A 15913-nucleotide genomic window follows, 5' to 3' on the forward strand; every position below is an offset into this window, starting at 1 on the left:
GAGGACCATGCAAACGCCCGTCTTCGATTTCGATACGCTCGCCCAGGCCATCGCCGGCCGCACCGTGCTCTGCATCGGCGACCTCATGCTCGACGAATTCGTCTATGGCGAGGTCTCGCGGATTTCGCCGGAGGCGCCGGCGCCGGTGATCGCCGCGCAACGCAGCGAGACGCATATCGGCGGGGCCGGCAACGTGGCGCGCAACATCGCGTCCCTCGGCGCCCGCTGCATCTTCGTCGCCCTCGTCGGCGAGGATGATGCTGGGGCACGGCTCAGGGCCGCGCTGGCAGAGACGGCCGGAATCGAAAGCGTGCTGGTGTGCGATCCATCGCGCCCCACGACGCGCAAGGTGCGCTTCGTCTCCGAGCATTTTTCCACCCACATGCTGCGCGCCGACTGGGAGCAGGCGGCGCCGGCCTCCACCGAGATCGAGCTGAAGCTGATCGAGGCGATCCTGCCGCAGCTTCCCCGTGCCGACATCGTGCTGCTCTCCGACTACGCCAAGGGCGTCCTGACCGCGCGCGTGATCCGCAACGTGATCGACGCCGCGCGCAAGCTCGGCAAGCGCGTGATCGTCGATCCCAAGAGCCTAAACTGGGCGATCTATCGCGGCGCGAGCCTGCTCACGCCCAACCGCAAGGAATTTGCCGAGGCGACCCGCAGCCGCGCCGACACGGTGGAGAGCATCACCGAGGCGGCGCAGGACGTGATGCGGCTTGCCGATTGCGAGGCGATCCTGGTGACGCGAAGCGAGCGCGGCATGACGCTGGTGCCGCGCGAGGGCGAGGCCGTCCACGTGCCGTCTTACCCGGTGAAGGTGCGCGACGTCTCGGGCGCCGGCGACACCGTCGCCGCCGCGCTCGCCGCGACGCTCGCGACGGGCGCCGATTGGGATACGTCGCTGCGCATGGCCAGCGCGGCCGCTGCGGTCGCGGTCGGCAAGCAGGGCACCGCGAGCGTGAGCGCGGCCGAGCTGCGGCGGAAGATCCTGCCGCATGCCTATCTCGCAGCCGAAGAGAAGATCGTGCTCGCGCCTGGCGCGCTTGCCGCGCAGCTTGCGGACTGGCGCAAGCAGGGCTTGCGCGTCGGCTTCACCAATGGCTGCTTCGACATCCTGCATCCCGGCCACGTCAAGGTGCTGACCGCGGCGCGCGCCGCCTGCGACCGCCTCGTCGTCGGCCTGAACAGCGACGCCTCGGTGCGGCGGCTGAAAGGCGAGGACCGGCCGGTGCAGAACGAGCGTGCACGGGCGGAGGTGCTGGCGGCGCTCGAAGCCGTCGACCTCGTCGTCATCTTCGAAGAGGATACGCCGATCAATCTGATCACCGACATCAAGCCGAGCGTGCTGGTGAAGGGCGGCGACTACACCCGCGAGCAGGTGGTCGGCTACGACGTCGTCGAAGCAGCCGGCGGAACCGTGGTGCTGGTCGACATCCTCCGGGGCTTCAGCACGACCGCACTCGTCAACCGCGCGCGGGGAGGGACGACGTGACGGTGCTGGCGCGGGAAACCACCGGTGCAATGATGCTGCGCCGCTTGCGCAGCCCGGCCGCGTGGGCCGAGACCGTGGACCTGTTCGCAATCCTGACCGCGGCCTCGCTGCCGTGGTCCACGTCGCTGGCCGCGATCTTCAATGCCCTCATGCTCGCCTGCATGGTGCCGTTTCTCGACGTCAGGGATTTCCTGCAATCGTTGAAGCGGCCGATCTGCGCGGCGCCGATCGCGCTGTTCCTGCTCGCGCTGGTCGGAACGCTGTGGTCCGATGCGGCGTGGGGCGCGCGGCTCCATGCCGTGAACCCGACCGTCAAGCTGCTCGTGCTTCCGGTCCTGCTCTATCATTTCGAACGCTCCGCGCGCGGACATTGGGTGTTCGTCGCCTTCCTGGTCTCCTGCGCGCTGTTGTCGGTGATGTCCTGGCTGGTCGCCTTCAATCCGGCGCTCTCGATCAAGCCCGGAAACCTCGAACGCGGCATCTTCGTCAAGAACTACATCGACCAGAGCCAGGAATTCACGCTGTGCGCGGTCGCGCTCGCCTATCCGGTCGTGATGCTGCTGCGAGAGAAAAGATATTGGCTCGCTGGGCTGCTCACGGCCCTCGCGCTGAGCTTCTTCGTCAACATGGCTTTCGTCGTGGTGTCGCGCACCGCGCTCGTCACCGTGCCGATCATGCTCGCGGTGTTCGCGTTTCTGCATCTGAGATGGCGAAGCATCCTGCTCATCAGCGGTGGATTGGTGGTTCTTGCGCTGCTGGCCTGGCAGGCCTCGCCGCAGCTGCGCAAGACGGCGGACACCTTCTCAAGCGATTACCAGCTCTACAAGGAGAAGGGCATTCCGACCTCGATGGGACTGCGGCTCGAATTCTGGCGAAAATCCCTCGGCTTCTTCGCGGAGGCGCCGGTCATGGGGCACGGCACGGGCTCGACGCGCGGATTGTTCGAGCAGGTCGCCACGCCGAGTGGGCAGTACCAGGCTTCCGCCGAGGTGATCGGCAACCCGCATAACCAGACGCTGAATGTCGCCGTGCAATGGGGCGTCATCGGCATCGTCGTCCTCTACGCGATCTGGATCCTGCATCTCCTGCTGTTTCGCGGCGACGGACTTGCCAACTGGATCGGCTTGTTGGTCGTGGTGCAGAACATCTTCACGTCGCTGTTCAACTCCCATCTGTTCGACTTCCACGAGGGCTGGATGTACGTCATCGGCGTCGGCGTTGCCGGCGGCATGGTGATCCGCGCGCGACAAGCCGAGCCGAAGGTGGGGGAAGCAGGTTCCTGAGCTGCCGCGCGGCTGGCAAGTCTTGACGAGATGGGCTATCAGCGCGGTCAGGTTGCAAACAACTGGATATCATCGGTCGGCGGATGACGCGTCTTTCGCATCTCAACTTGCGCAATTTCCTGATCGCGCTCCACGACCTGCTGGCGACGACGGCGGCGTTGTTTGTTGCATTTTACCTGCGCTTCGAGGGAGGTGACCTCTTCTTCGCGCGTCTTCCCCTCCTGTTCCAGATTCTGCCTTACTTCCTCGCCTTCAGCGTCATCGTGTTCTACCTCTTCAATCTGACCACGACGAAATGGCGGTTCATCTCGCTGCCGGACGCGCTCAACATCATCCGCGCCGCGACAGTGCTCGCGGTCGCGCTTCTCGTGCTCGACTATATCTTCCTGGCACCCAACGTTCATGGCACCTTCTTCCTCGGTAAGGTGACCATCATCCTCTACTGGTTCCTGGAAATTTCCTTCCTGAGCGCGTTGCGCTTCGCCTACCGCTACTTCCGTTATACGCGGGTGCGGCGTCACGCCCGAACCGAGGATGCCGCGCCGACGCTGCTGATCGGCCGTGCCGCGGATGCCGAGGTGCTTTTGCGCGGCATCGAGAGCGGGGCGATCAAGCGCATCTGGCCGGTCGGCGTGCTGTCGCCGTCGAGCTCCGATCGCGGCCAGCTCATCCGCAACTTGCCGGTGCTGGGCGGCATCGACGACATCGAGGACATCATCGGCGACTTTGCCAAGCGCAACAAGGCGATTGCCCGTATCGTGATGACGCCGTCCGCGTTCGAGCCCGAAGCCCATCCGGAATCGATCCTGATGCGGGCGCGCAAGCTCGGCGTGATCGTCAACCGCATGCCGTCGCTCGAGAGCGGCGACACGCCGCGGCTCACGGCGGTCGCGGTCGAGGACCTCCTGCTGCGGCCGAGCGAGAAGATCGACTATGCGCGCCTGGAAACCCTGATCAGGGACAAGTCCGTGATCGTTACCGGCGGCGGCGGCTCGATCGGTTCCGAAATCTGCGAGCGGGTCGTCGCCTTCGGCGCTGCGCGCCTCCTGGTGCTGGAGAATTCCGAGCCGGCGCTCTATGCTGTCACGGAAACGCTTGCGGCGCAGGGGGCTGCGGCGACGATCGAAGGCCGGATCGCCGACATCCGCGACCGTGAGCGCGTCATGCGCCTGATGGCCGAGTTCAAGCCGGACATCGTGTTCCACGCCGCCGCGCTCAAGCACGTGCCGATCCTGGAGCGCGACTGGAGCGAAGGCGTCAAGACCAACATCTTCGGCTCGATCAACGTGGCGGACGCAGCCCTTGCCGCCGGCGCAGAAGCCATGGTGATGATATCGACCGACAAGGCGATCGAGCCGGTCTCGATGCTCGGCCTGACCAAGCGCTTTGCGGAAATGTACTGCCAGGCGCTCGATCACGATCTGGGCTTGCAGGGGATAGACAAGCCGCCGATGCGGCTGATCTCGGTCCGGTTCGGCAACGTGCTCGCCTCGAACGGCTCGGTGGTGCCGAAATTCAAGGCGCAGATCGATGCCGGCGGTCCGGTCACGGTCACCCATCCCGACATGGTCCGCTACTTCATGACCATCCGCGAGGCCTGCGACCTCGTGATCACGGCTGCGACCCACGCGCTCGGGGCCGAGCGCTCGAGCGTCTCGGTCTACGTGCTCAACATGGGCCAGCCGGTCAAGATCGTCGATCTCGCCGAGCGCATGATCCGCCTGTCCGGCCTCCAGCCCGGCTACGACATCGAGATCGTGTTCAGCGGCATGCGGCCCGGCGAGCGCTTGAACGAGATCCTGTTCGCGTCCGAAGAGCCGACGGTCGAGATCGGGATTGCCGGCATCATGGCGGCGCGGCCCAACGAGCCACCGATGCAGACCTTGCGCAAATGGATCACCGCGCTCGAGCAGGCGATCGCGCGCGACGATCGCGCCACGATCAGGACCATCCTGAAGGACGCGGTTCCGGAATTCGGGTCGACTGCGGCCTGACCATGCAGCCTCGAGGCAAGATCGTCGTCGCGAGCCAGCATTATCCGCCGGATCCCAGCACCACGGCGGCGATCATGGCGGAGATCGCGTGCCGCCTTGCCGTGGGCCATGACGTCGTCGTGCTGTCCGGCACGCCCGGCGCATTGCCGGCCTCGCAGACCGGGCCGGGCAAGCCGCGCGTCATTGCCGTCAAGAACCGGATGACCGGAAAGGCAGCGCTGGTCCGGCGCGCTCTTGCCGAGATCCTGTTTGCGCTGCGCACCTTCCTCGCACTAACCAAAGTGTTGAAGCGCGGCGATGTCGTGCTCACCGTGACTGCGCCGTTCATGCTGCCCTATGCGGTCGCAGCCGCTGCAAGGCTGAAGGGCGCGCGCTCGGCGCTGATCATGCACGATCTGTTTCCTGACGTGCTGGTGATGGCGGGCCTGCTCAAGCCGCGCTCGATCGTGACCCGCGTGATCCGTGCCGCCAACGCGCATCTGTTCCGCGCGCTCAATGCGGTCATCACCATCGGCCGTGATGCCGAGGGGCCGCTGCTGCGCTACCGCGGCATGACCGCGAACAAGATCCGCTTCATCCCGAACTGGGCGACGCTCGTTCCCGCGCTGCGACCGGTCGCAGCGGACAACCCTTTCCGCCGTGCGGTGCCGGCCCGCTTCGTCGTCGGGCTGTCGGGCAATCTCGGTTTCACGCACGATCCGGAGATCGTGTTCGAGGCCGCGCGCCTGTTGCGGCCGGAGACGGACATCCACTTCCTGCTCTCCGGCTGGGGGATCGGCTTCGAGCGGCTGAAGCAATTGCAGGCGGAATCGAACCTGCCGAACGTCTCCTTCGTGCCGCGCGTCGAGGACGCCGAGCTCGAGGCGTTTCTCGCCGCCGCCGACGTCTGGATCATCCCCTATCGGAAGAACGTTGCGGGTGTGTCGGTGCCGAGCCGGTTCTATAACCTCCTGGCCGTCGGTCGTCCGGTGGTGCTGGTTTCTGAGCCCGAGGCGGAGGCTGCGTTGACCGTGGTCGAAAACGGGCTGGGCTGGGTGGTGGCGCCGGGCCGGCCCGAGGAGCTGGCGGATGCGATCCGGGCGGCGGCCGGCACTGATGCCAAGGCCATCGCGGACCGGGCGGTGAAGGCCGCCGCAAAATTCGATCGCGCCGCGGCCATGGATGCCTATGCTGGCGTGATCGACGAATTGTTGGGCAATCCGGAACTGGCGGGGCAACGATGAGCGAGCGAAAGCCGGTTGTGCTGGTGACGGGCGCCAGCGGCTTTGTCGGCCGCCATGTCGCGCCGGCCCTCGTCGAGCAGGGGTGGTCGGTCCGTCGCGCGGTGCGCAGCCCCGAGGGGCTGGATGACGAGATCGTCATCGAATCGATCGGTCCTGACACCAATTGGCAGGCTGCGCTCGACGGGGTCGATGCGGTCGTCCACCTTGCCGCCCGCGTTCACCACAAGCACGAGGAGCACGCGGTCCAGCTCTATCGCAACGTCAACATCGCCGGCACCCTGCATCTGGCGCGCTCGGCGGCTGGGGCCGGCGTGCGAAAGTTCATCTTCATCAGCACCGTGCTCGTGCACGGCCGCAGCAATGAGGGCCGCGCGCCGTTCAGCGAGGACGACATCCTGACCCCGCGCGGGCTCTACGGCATGTCCAAGGCGGCTGCCGAGGCAGGCCTCAAGACGCTGGCGCGCGACAGCGACATGAAGATATCGGTGATCAGGCCGCCGCTGGTCTATGGCGCCGGTGCCAAGGGAAATTTTGCGCTGCTGAGCCGGGCGGTGAATCTCGGATTGCCGCTTCCGTTTGCCGCGATCCGCAATCATCGCGCCTTCCTGGCCGTGCAAAATCTCTCGTCGTTCATCCTGCGCCGGCTCGCCCATCCCGATCCCGCGAGCAATTTCGAGGTCTTCCTGATCGCCGACAAGGAGCAGGTCTCGACGCCCGAATTCATCGAGAGGCTGGCCAGGGCCGCGGGCAAGCGGCCACGGATGTTTGCGGTCCCGCAGGACCTCCTGGGCTCGGTGCTCGGGGTCATCGGTCGCCAGGACACCCATGACAGCCTGATCGGCTCGCTCGAGCTGAATGTATCCAAGGCGATCGCGACCGGCTGGCGGCCGGAGGTGTCCCTTGATGAGGGACTGCGGCTGGCATTGTCGTCTCAGGACGCCTGACGGCGCCTCGATACTGCGTCAGCCCGCCCGTTGCTGGGAAAACCTGCGCAGCACGAAGCCGACTGCGATCGCGCCTGCAAGCAACGCCAGCGTCGTGATCGTCGTCGAAGTGGCCTTGATCGTGACGAGGGCGAGCAGCACAAGCAGGAGATTGAGCGCGAACACCTCACCGACCACGCGGGACACCGTGAAGCCGTTGTCGGTGGCGCGCTGGTAGAAATGCGAGCGATGCGCCGACCAGAACGGCTCGCGCCGCGCAATGCGCCGGAACAGCGTGACGGTGGAATCGGCAAGATAATAGGCCGGCAGCAGCAGAGCTGCGGCGATCTGCTGATGCCAGGCAAGCCCGAGCAGGCACCAGCCGAGCAGGAGCCCGATCGGCAGGCTGCCGACGTCCCCCAAAAACACTTTTGCGACGGGCCGGTTGAACGGCGCAAATCCGACCATGGCGCCGCACAGCGCCGCCGCGACCAGCGCGGCCGGCAACGGCAGGTCGCCGAGCCACCCAAGCAGGGCCAGCGCGGCGGCGATCGGGACCACTTCCGACACAGTCATGAGATCGAGCCCGTCCATGAAATTGACGAGGTTCACGAACCACACGCCCGCGATGAGGATGAGGCCGCGCTCGAACACGAGCGGCAGCGCCGGGATGATCCGGAGCGTATCCGGTGTCGTGAACACGACGGCTCCGACGGAAGCGGCCTGGAGCACGAGCCGAAGCAGGACGGGAAGCGGTTTGATATCGTCGGCAAAGCCGACCAGCGCAATCACCAGCGTAGCCGCGATCAGAACCAGCGGAATGGATGCATTCAGCCAGGCGGCCCAAAGCGAGGCGACGATCAGGGTCGCAGCGACAATTGCGATGCCGGCACCCTGTGGCGTCGGAATCCGATGCGAGGAGCGCGCGTTTGGCCGCGCCAGCGCGTAACGTTGCAGCAGGGGCATGCTGCGCCACGTGATACAGGCCGAGAGCAGCGCGGCCAGGGCAGCCGGCGCGAGGGCGAGCAGAAACATCCCCATCGCCGTCGCAGATCCGGGCCCGAAATTGCTCACTCCGGCACCCCTATCGGGGCCGATCCCTGCTGTGCCTTCTCCGCGCTGAAGATCCAGACCAGTCCGCCGAACGCGCCGACGATGAACGACACGGCACCGAACAGCAGCGAGACGTTGACGCCCTCATTGGCGGCGAGACCCGCAAAGCCGAAGGCGAGGCCCATGGTCGCTTCGCGCACGCCCCAGCCGGCGATCGAAATCGGCATCAAGGTGATCAGCATCACTGGCGGAATGAGCAGGAATGTCTCGCCGAAACTGACGGGCGCTGCGATCGATTGCACGACGCACCAGGCGATCACCACGGTCAGCACGTGAACCAGCAGCGACAGGACCGTGACGATCGGCCCGCGGGTGCGGCTGAAGATCACGCGGTTCGCGATCACCGCGCAGGCGTGGATGTGGTGGGTGGCCCACCAGCGCTTCAGCCACGGCCAGTTCAGGGCGCCGAGCAGCAGGAAGCCGAGGCCGGCCGCGAGCGCCGCAAGGTCCAGCAGCAACAGCGCCGAGCGTCCTTGCGCGTCGTTGATGAGGCGATAGCTCCAGGGCAGGCTGGCGACGATGACGACTGCGAGCGCGATCAGGCCGATCGCGCGATCGACGAAGATCGAATAGGTCGCGGCGCGCCATCCGGCGCCGGCGCGTGCGACCAGCCAGAGCCGGACGGCATCGCCCCCGATCGCGGAGGGCAGGGTCTGGTTGAAGAAGGTTCCGATCACGTTGTAGCGCATGGCGCGCGCGAGCTCGATCGGGGCGCCGCACGCCGCGCTGATCTCGCGCCAGCGCAGCACGCCGATGAAGATCTGGAGGAACGTCACGGCAATCGCGAGGGCGATCCAGTACAGACTGCTCACGGTGAACCGCGAGAACAGATCGGACGGGTTCACCTTGCGCAGCGCCAGATAGAGTAGCGCCGCAGAAACGATGATCTTGGCCGCAGAAAGCAGGATTCGGCGCATCTCGCCCGCGTTTGAACAGGGGTTTCTTCAGAGTTGGCGTAACCCGACGCCCTGCGCCGAATTCGGCCGCTTTGGTATGGTCTTGGCGCCGATCTTGCAATAGCTGTCGTGGAGAAGCTGTCGTGAAGGAGCTGTCGTGAGAGGGCGCGGTGGCTATTGCCACCCCCTCAATACGGCGGCTAAAGAGGCGGCGGCGACGAATGATGCCTTGGGAACATGATGGCAGATCAGGCGATTTTGGTCACGGGCGCTGCCGGCTTCATCGGTTTTCACGTCGCCCGGCAGCTTCTGGCGGAAGGCCGGCCGGTCGTCGGGCTCGATAATCTCAACAACTATTACGATCCGGCCTTGAAGCGGGCGCGGCTGGATGTGTTGCAGCGGGATGGCGGCTTTTCATTTGTGCAGGCCGATCTCGCCGATCGCGACACGATCGCGAAACTGTTTGCGCAGCACCAGTTCGCGACCGTCGTGCACCTCGCCGCCCAGGCCGGCGTGCGCTACTCGATCGACCATCCCCAGACCTACGCCGATTCCAATCTTCAGGGATTCCTCAACGTGCTCGAGGGTTGCCGGCACAATGGCTGTCGTCATCTCGTCTATGCCTCGTCATCCTCCGTTTACGGCGCCAACACAAAACTGCCATTTGCCATCGAGGACAAAACCGACCATCCCGTGAGCTTCTACGCCGCGACCAAGAAGGCCAATGAGGTGATGGCGCAGTCCTACAGCCATCTGTATCGGCTGCCGGTCACGGGCTTGCGCTTCTTCACCATCTACGGCCCCTGGGGCCGGCCCGACATGGCCATGTTTCTGTTTGTGAACGCCATCATGGAGGGCAGGCCGATCCGGCTCTTTAACCATGGCAAGATGCGGCGCGACTTCACCTATGTTGACGACGTCACTCGTGTAGTATCCAAGCTGATTGATCGGGTGCCTGTGGATAATCCGGCCGCCGCAAATGCGCCGTCTCGGCTCTACAATGTCGGTAACCACCATCCGGAAGAGCTGATGCACGTCGTCGGGCTTCTGGAACGTGAGCTGGGCCGGACGGCGGTCAAGGATCTGTTGCCGATGCAGCCGGGAGACGTGCTGGAGACTTTCGCTGATGTCGGGGATCTGATGCGCGACACCGGGTTCGCACCATCAACTCCGATCGAGACTGGTGTCCGCAATTTTGTCGGCTGGTATCGGGACTACTACAAGGTTTGAAATGACGATGGACAGACGCATTATCCCCCTGATCATGTGCGGCGGCGCCGGCACGCGGTTGTGGCCCGCTTCGCGCGAGGTGCGCCCCAAACAATTCTTGCCGCTGTTCGGCGCGCGCTCGACCTTCCAGGACACGCTGTTGCGCGTCTCCGATGGTGCGCTGTTCGATCGTCCGATGGTCATCACCAATCAAGCCTATCGTTTCATGGTGCTGGAGCAACTCGCCGAGATCGGCATCGAGGCCGATGTGCTGTTGGAGCCGATGCGGCGCGACTCAGGCCCCGCGATTGCGGCCGGCGCTGCCTTTGCGCAGAGCCGCGATAACGCGGCGATCGTGCTGGCGCTCGCCGCCGATCACGTCGTGCGCGACAACGCCGCGTTCGTCGCGGCCTGCCGGCAGGGGCTGGTTGCCGCGGGCGAGGGGCGCATTGTCACCTTCGGCGTCAAGCCGGAACGGCCGGCGACCGAATATGGCTACATCAGCCCCGGTGACGCGGTCGCGGGCGAGGTGCGCGCGGTCACGAAATTCGTCGAGAAGCCGGACGCGGTGAAGGCCGCCGACTACGTCAAGTCGGGCTATCTCTGGAACAGCGGCAACTTCATGTTCCCGGCCGCCGTGCTGCTCGACGAATATCGCAAGGTCGATCCGGCAAGCGTGCAGGCGGTCTCCGAGGCCGTTGCCAACGCCGGTCACGATCTCGGCTTCGTCACGCTCGAGCCGAAGGCGTTCGCTTCCGCCAAGGCGATCTCAATCGACTATGCGGTGATGGAAAAGACCGCGCGCGCCGCGGTCGTCCCGGTGTCCTGCGGCTGGTCCGATGTCGGCTCCTGGCTTGCGGTGTGGGAGCTCTCGGAGAAGGACGCGCAAGGCAATGCCGCGCACGGCACCGCCGTGTTCGAGGATTCGCGCAATTGCAACGTCACGACCGACCAGGCGCTGGTCGCGCTCGAAGGCGTCGACGATCTCGTCGTGGTGGCGACCGCCGACGCCGTGCTGGTGTCGCGCCAGAAGGACGCCAACGGGCTGAAGCGCCTCGTGACCAAGCTGAAGACGGTGGCTCCGAAGGTCACCGAGGAGCACCTCAAGGTGCATCGCCCGTGGGGCAGCTATCAGTCGGTCGACAATGGCGCCCGCCACCAGGTCAAGCGCATCGTGGTGAAGCCGGGCGGGCGGCTGTCGCTCCAGAAGCATCACCATCGCGCCGAGCACTGGATCGTGGTCCGCGGCGCGGCCCAGGTGACCGTGAACGAGACCGTGAAGACGGTGCACGAGAACGAGTCGGTCTACATCCCGATGGGCGCGGTGCACCGGCTCGAGAACCCCGGTAAAATCATGCTGGAGCTGATCGAGGTCCAGACCGGCAGCTATCTCGGGGAGGACGATATCATCCGGATTGAAGACGACTATCAAAGGTCGTAACCAGCAACTCCGAATCACGTGATCCGGGCTCAAAAGCCTGCTAAGGCCCGGGGAACGTGTAATTTTTTGAATCAAATCGTGTCCGCACCGCTATCTCGGCATTCGCCACAAATGTGGCGCTCGTGCTAGGAGTGGCGCAGGGGATTTGGGTTGAATCGGGGTTCGATCAGATGAGTTCCAAAGGATCTGCACCGGCAAAGGCCGGCTTGCGCGTCGGCGTCATCGGCGCGGGCGTGATGGGCAGCAACCACGCGCGCGTGCTCGCGGGGCTTCCCGGCGTCAGCCTGGTCGGTGTGGTCGATCCGTCGCCGGCGCACCGCGCGCGTGCGACCGAGCTAGCCAATTGCCAGTGCTTCGAGACGCTCGATCAGCTCGTCGCCGAAGGCGTCGATGCCGTCACGATCGCGGCGCCGACCCATCTGCATCACGAGATCTCGCTCGCCTGCATCGCCAGGAAGGTCCACGTGCTGGTCGAGAAGCCGATCGCGTCTTCAGTGGAAGAAGGGCGCGAGATCGTCGCCGCCGCGCAAGAGGCCGGCGTGACGCTGATGGTCGGCCATGTCGAGCGCTTCAATCCCGCGGTCGCAGCGGTCAAGCAGGCGATCGCGGGCGAGGACATCCTGTCGATCGCGATCACACGCGTCGGTCCGTTCCCGCCGCGCATGTCGAATGTCGGCGTGGTGATCGACCTCGCCGTGCATGACATCGATTTGATCCGCTGGTTCACCGAGTCCGATATCGTCGAGGTGCAGCCGCAATTGTCGAGCGCGGTCGCCGAGCGCGAGGACATCGCGCTGTTGCAGTTCCGCACCGCCTCGGGCGTGCTCGCGCATATCAACACCAACTGGTTGACGCCGTTCAAGGCGCGCAGCGTCACGGTTGCGACCCGCGGCAAATATGTCATGGGCGATCTGTTGACGCGCCAGGTCACCGAATGCTTCGGCTTCAAGCCGGATGGCAGCTATTCGATGCGGCATCTGCCGGTCGGCCATGACGAGCCGCTGCGTGCCGAGCTGATCTCGTTCCTCAGCGCGGTGCGCAATGGCGATACGCCGGCGGTGACCGGCGATGAGGGCGTCGCGAGCCTCGAAATCGCCACGCGCTGCCTGGAGGCGCCGAGCAGGCCTGCTGCGGCATCCTCGGCCCGCAAGGGGCCGCGCCGCGTCGCCGGCTGATCCGTCTCGATGTCGACCACCCAGAATCTGCAAGACAACCTGAAAGACAACCCGCAAGGCGCCATGAACCAGCATCTGCGTTCCGATCCCATTCCCTTCATCGACGTCGGCGCGCAGCGCCGTCGGCTCGGCGCCTCGCTCAATGCAGCGGTCGCGCGCGTTCTCGACCATTGCCAGTTCGTCAATGGCCCGGAGGTTGCCGAGCTCGAGAAGCAGCTCGCGGCCTATTGCGGCGCCAAGCATGTGGTCGGCTGCGCCAGCGGCACCGATGCGCTTCTGATGGTGCTGATGGCGAAGAACGTCGGGCCCGGCGATGCAGTGCTGTGTCCGTCGTTCACCTTCATCGCAACCGCTTCGCCGGCGGCGCGGACCGGCGCTACACCGGTCTACGTCGATGTGGATGAGGCGACCTTCAACATGAGCGCCGAGTCCCTGAAGCGCGGCATTGCGACCGCCCGGAAGGCCGGCCTGAGGCCCGTCGCGGTCATTCCGGTCGATCTGTTCGGACAGCCTGCCGATCACGACGCGATCGCCGCGATCGCGGAAGGCGAGGGCCTGTTCGTGCTCGACGACGCCGCGCAAGGCTTTGGCTCGAGCTACAAGGGCCGCAAGCTCGGCAAGCTGGCGCTCGCGACCACGACCAGCTTCTTCCCGGCAAAGCCGCTCGGCTGCTTCGGCGACGGCGGCGCGATCTTCACCGATGATGACGAGCTCGCAGCTACGCTGCGCAGCATTCGCGTCCACGGCCAGGGCGCGGACAAGTACGACAACGTGCGTCTCGGCCTGACCGGCCGGCTCGACACCATGCAGGCTGCCATCCTGATCGAGAAGCTCAAGATTTTCGACGACGAGATCGCAGCGCGCAACAAGGTGGCTGAGCGCTATGCGCGTGGCCTGTCCAACATCGTCACCGTGCCGCGGCTCGCCCCCGGCAGCACCTCGGTCTGGGCGCAGTACACCATCCGCCTGCCTGAGGGGACCGACCGCGACGGCTTTGCCGCCGCGCTGAAGGCCCAGGGCGTGCCGACCGCGATCTACTATGCGAAGTCGATGCACCAGCAGACCGCCTACAAGCACTATCCCGTCGCCGACGGCGGCCTGCCGGTCTGCGAGAGCCTGTCGGAGGACGTCATCAGCCTGCCGATGCACGCCTATCTGGACGAGGCGTCCCAGGAGCGAATCATCGCCGCCGTGCGCGGCGCGATTGCGGGCTGATTTTCGCCGCGGCTTCTTCACCTCTCCCGCTTGCGGGAGAGGTCGCGCCGAAGGCGCGGGTGAGGGCTCTCTCCTCTGGGGGAGTCTTCGTTTTTGAAACACCCTCTCCCCAGCCCTCCCCCGCAAGCGGGGGAGGGGGCGAACTTCGGTCGCGATTTGCACCTAGACCTGATCTCGCCATGCTCTAAAACAGACGCATGCTCGGACGTATCTTCACGGTCGGCGGCTACACGCTGCTCTCGCGGCTGACGGGGTTTGCCCGCGACATCATGCTCGCGGCGATCCTGGGCGCCGGCCCCGTTGCCGACGCCTTCTTCGTGGCGCTCCGCCTGCCCAATCACTTCCGCGCGATCTTTGCCGAAGGCGCCTTCAACGCCGCCTGGGTGCCGGCCTACGCCCATGTCCATGGCGAGAAGGGCGAGGCGTCGGCAAAACTGTTCGCCGACCGCATCTTCACGCTGCTGTTTGCCTCCCAGCTCGTGCTGCTGGTGGTCGCCTGGCTGTTCATGCCGCAGGCCATGAGCATCCTCGCGCCGGGCTTTACCGAGGATGCCGAGCGGCGCAAGCTCGCGATCGAGCTGACCCGGATCACTTTCCCCTATCTGCTTTTGATCACGCTGGTGACGCTCTATGGCGGCATGCTCAACGTGATGCAGCGCTTTGCAAGTGCCGCGGCCGCGTCCATCTTCCTCAACGTCTCGATGATGATGACGCTGGCGCTGGCCGCCTGGTTTCCCGGCGCGGGCCACGCCGCGGCGTGGGGCGTGCTGATTTCCGGCTTTCTCCAGTATTTCCTGCTCGCGGGTGATCTCGCGCGCCATGGCGGCCTGCCGCGCTTTGCGCCGCTGAGGCTCGACGAAGACGTCCGCAGCTTCTTCAAGGCGCTCGGCCCGGCAACGCTGGGCTCGATGGGCACGCAGGTCGCGCTGTTCGCCGACACCATCATCGCGACCTTCCTGCCCGCGGGCGCGCTGTCGGCGCTCTATTATGCCGATCGCCTCAACCAGCTCCCGATCGGCGTGATCGGCATCGCCATCGGCACGGTGCTGCTGCCGGAGATGTCACGGCGGATCACGGCCAATGACCATGACGGCGCGATGAAGGCGCAGCGCCGCGCGTTTGATTTCACGCTGCTGTTCTCGGTGCCCTTCGTCGCGGCCTTCATCACCGTGCCCGAGGCGATCATGCGTGCGTTGTTCGCCCGCGGCGCCTTCTCGAAGGCCGATGCCGCCGCCGCGGGCGCCACGCTCGCGGCCTATGCCATCGGTCTGATCCCCTTCGTGCTGATCCGCAGCGCGGTCGCGACCTTCTACGCGCGCAAGGATACGGCGACACCGGTTCGCGCCTCGCTGACCGGCATCGCGGTCAACGTCGCGCTGAAGGTCGCGCTGATGGGATCGCTCGCCCAGATCGGCCTCGCGCTGGCAACCGCCGTCGGCGTCTGGACCAATCTGCTGCTGGTGCTGTTCTTCGCCGTGCGGCGAGGCTTTCTCGTGCCGGACCGCGCCTGGCTGCTGTCACTCGCCAAATTCCTCCTGACCGGGGTAATCCTGGCCGTGGCCTTCTGGCTGATCGCGCGCTTCAGCGGTTCTACGCTGGGCTCGATGCACTTCCGGGATGAATTGACGTTGGTCCTGTTGGCCGTCGGGGGCACGATCGTCTACGCGCTCACGATCCTCGCGCTGTTCGGCCGTCGCTGGCTGGTCTCGCTGGTGCGCGGCTAGGCGAACTTCAATAGCTTCGTCGTGTCCGCTTTACGGAGGACGAATTCGCCGGAGCGAGGTGCTCGCCTCCAGGGTGCAACCGACCTCCGCACATCCCTTGATTTTGCGCGATTGTCGTGGTACTGACGCCGCATGAACAAATCAGTGCGCAAAGTCAACTTCAACCACATGACCCGCTTCGGCTGGGCCGTGGAAGGAGTCGCGCGCTAGGAGTTCGACGACGAC

The 15913-nt window shown here is 65.5% G+C and carries 12 protein-coding genes; 10 read left to right on the forward strand and 2 right to left on the reverse strand.

All coding sequences use genetic code 11. The features are described 5' to 3' along the window. Positions 1 to 7 precede the first annotated feature (7 nt). From rfaE1 to QQL28_RS11315, 5 genes are all read left to right on the forward strand, one after another. Positions 8 to 1492: a D-glycero-beta-D-manno-heptose-7-phosphate kinase gene (rfaE1, locus tag QQL28_RS11295; protein WP_284264831.1), complete on the forward strand. Its 1485-nt coding sequence runs from the start codon at positions 8 to 10 to the stop codon at positions 1490 to 1492. Beyond that, positions 1489 to 2775, forward strand: a complete 1287-nt coding sequence (locus QQL28_RS11300; RefSeq protein WP_284264833.1) for an O-antigen ligase family protein — start codon at positions 1489 to 1491, stop codon at positions 2773 to 2775. The genes rfaE1 and QQL28_RS11300 overlap by 4 nt, the downstream gene beginning before the upstream one ends. Before the next feature lie 83 nt (positions 2776 to 2858). Next, positions 2859 to 4769: an SDR family NAD(P)-dependent oxidoreductase gene (locus QQL28_RS11305; RefSeq protein WP_284264835.1), complete on the forward strand. Its 1911-nt coding sequence runs from the start codon at positions 2859 to 2861 to the stop codon at positions 4767 to 4769. 2 nt (positions 4770 to 4771) lie between these two features. Next, positions 4772 to 5992 carry a glycosyltransferase family 4 protein gene (locus QQL28_RS11310; protein ID WP_284264837.1) on the forward strand — a complete coding sequence of 407 codons (1221 nt, stop codon included), beginning with the start codon at positions 4772 to 4774 and terminating at the stop codon, positions 5990 to 5992. After that, entirely contained in the window at positions 5989 to 6936 is a 948-nt protein-coding gene (locus QQL28_RS11315) for an NAD-dependent epimerase/dehydratase family protein (protein ID WP_284264838.1), read from the forward strand. Before QQL28_RS11310 ends, QQL28_RS11315 begins: the two co-directional genes overlap by 4 nt. 18 nt (positions 6937 to 6954) lie before the next feature. Here the strand turns inward: QQL28_RS11315 and QQL28_RS11320 are convergent, their stop codons facing one another. Both QQL28_RS11320 and QQL28_RS11325 read right to left on the reverse strand, forming a co-directional pair. Continuing rightward, on the reverse strand, positions 6955 to 7950 hold the full coding sequence (locus QQL28_RS11320) for an MraY family glycosyltransferase (protein WP_284264839.1): 996 nt from the start codon (positions 7948 to 7950) through the stop codon (positions 6955 to 6957). A gap of 35 nt (positions 7951 to 7985) precedes the next feature. Continuing rightward, positions 7986 to 8945, reverse strand: a complete 960-nt coding sequence (locus QQL28_RS11325) for a lysylphosphatidylglycerol synthase transmembrane domain-containing protein (protein ID WP_284264841.1) — start codon at positions 8943 to 8945, stop codon at positions 7986 to 7988. A gap of 219 nt (positions 8946 to 9164) precedes the next feature. Here QQL28_RS11325 and QQL28_RS11330 point away from each other — a divergent pair, with 219 nt between their 5' ends. The 5 genes from QQL28_RS11330 to murJ all read left to right on the forward strand — a co-directional run bounded on the left by QQL28_RS11330 (position 9165) and on the right by murJ (position 15688). Next, the gene (locus QQL28_RS11330) at positions 9165 to 10154 is read left to right on the forward strand and encodes an NAD-dependent epimerase (RefSeq protein WP_284264985.1); all 990 of its coding nucleotides are present in this window, start codon (positions 9165 to 9167) and stop codon (positions 10152 to 10154) included. A 7-nt stretch (positions 10155 to 10161) separates the two neighbouring features. Beyond that, positions 10162 to 11574, forward strand: a complete 1413-nt coding sequence (locus QQL28_RS11335) for a mannose-1-phosphate guanylyltransferase/mannose-6-phosphate isomerase (RefSeq protein WP_284264843.1) — start codon at positions 10162 to 10164, stop codon at positions 11572 to 11574. Positions 11575 to 11744: 170 nt separating this feature from the next. Continuing rightward, the gene (locus QQL28_RS11340) at positions 11745 to 12749 is read left to right on the forward strand and encodes a Gfo/Idh/MocA family protein (RefSeq protein WP_284264844.1); all 1005 of its coding nucleotides are present in this window, start codon (positions 11745 to 11747) and stop codon (positions 12747 to 12749) included. 63 nt (positions 12750 to 12812) lie between these two features. Continuing rightward, a complete protein-coding gene (locus QQL28_RS11345; protein WP_284264987.1) occupies positions 12813 to 13964 on the forward strand; it encodes a DegT/DnrJ/EryC1/StrS family aminotransferase in 1152 nt (383 codons plus the stop codon). Positions 13965 to 14161: 197 nt separating this feature from the next. Continuing rightward, a complete protein-coding gene (gene murJ, locus QQL28_RS11350; protein ID WP_284264845.1) occupies positions 14162 to 15688 on the forward strand; it encodes a murein biosynthesis integral membrane protein MurJ in 1527 nt (508 codons plus the stop codon). Positions 15689 to 15913 lie beyond the last annotated feature (225 nt).

Source organism: Bradyrhizobium iriomotense, assembly GCF_030160715.1.
GTDB lineage: Bacteria > Pseudomonadota > Alphaproteobacteria > Rhizobiales > Xanthobacteraceae > Bradyrhizobium > Bradyrhizobium iriomotense.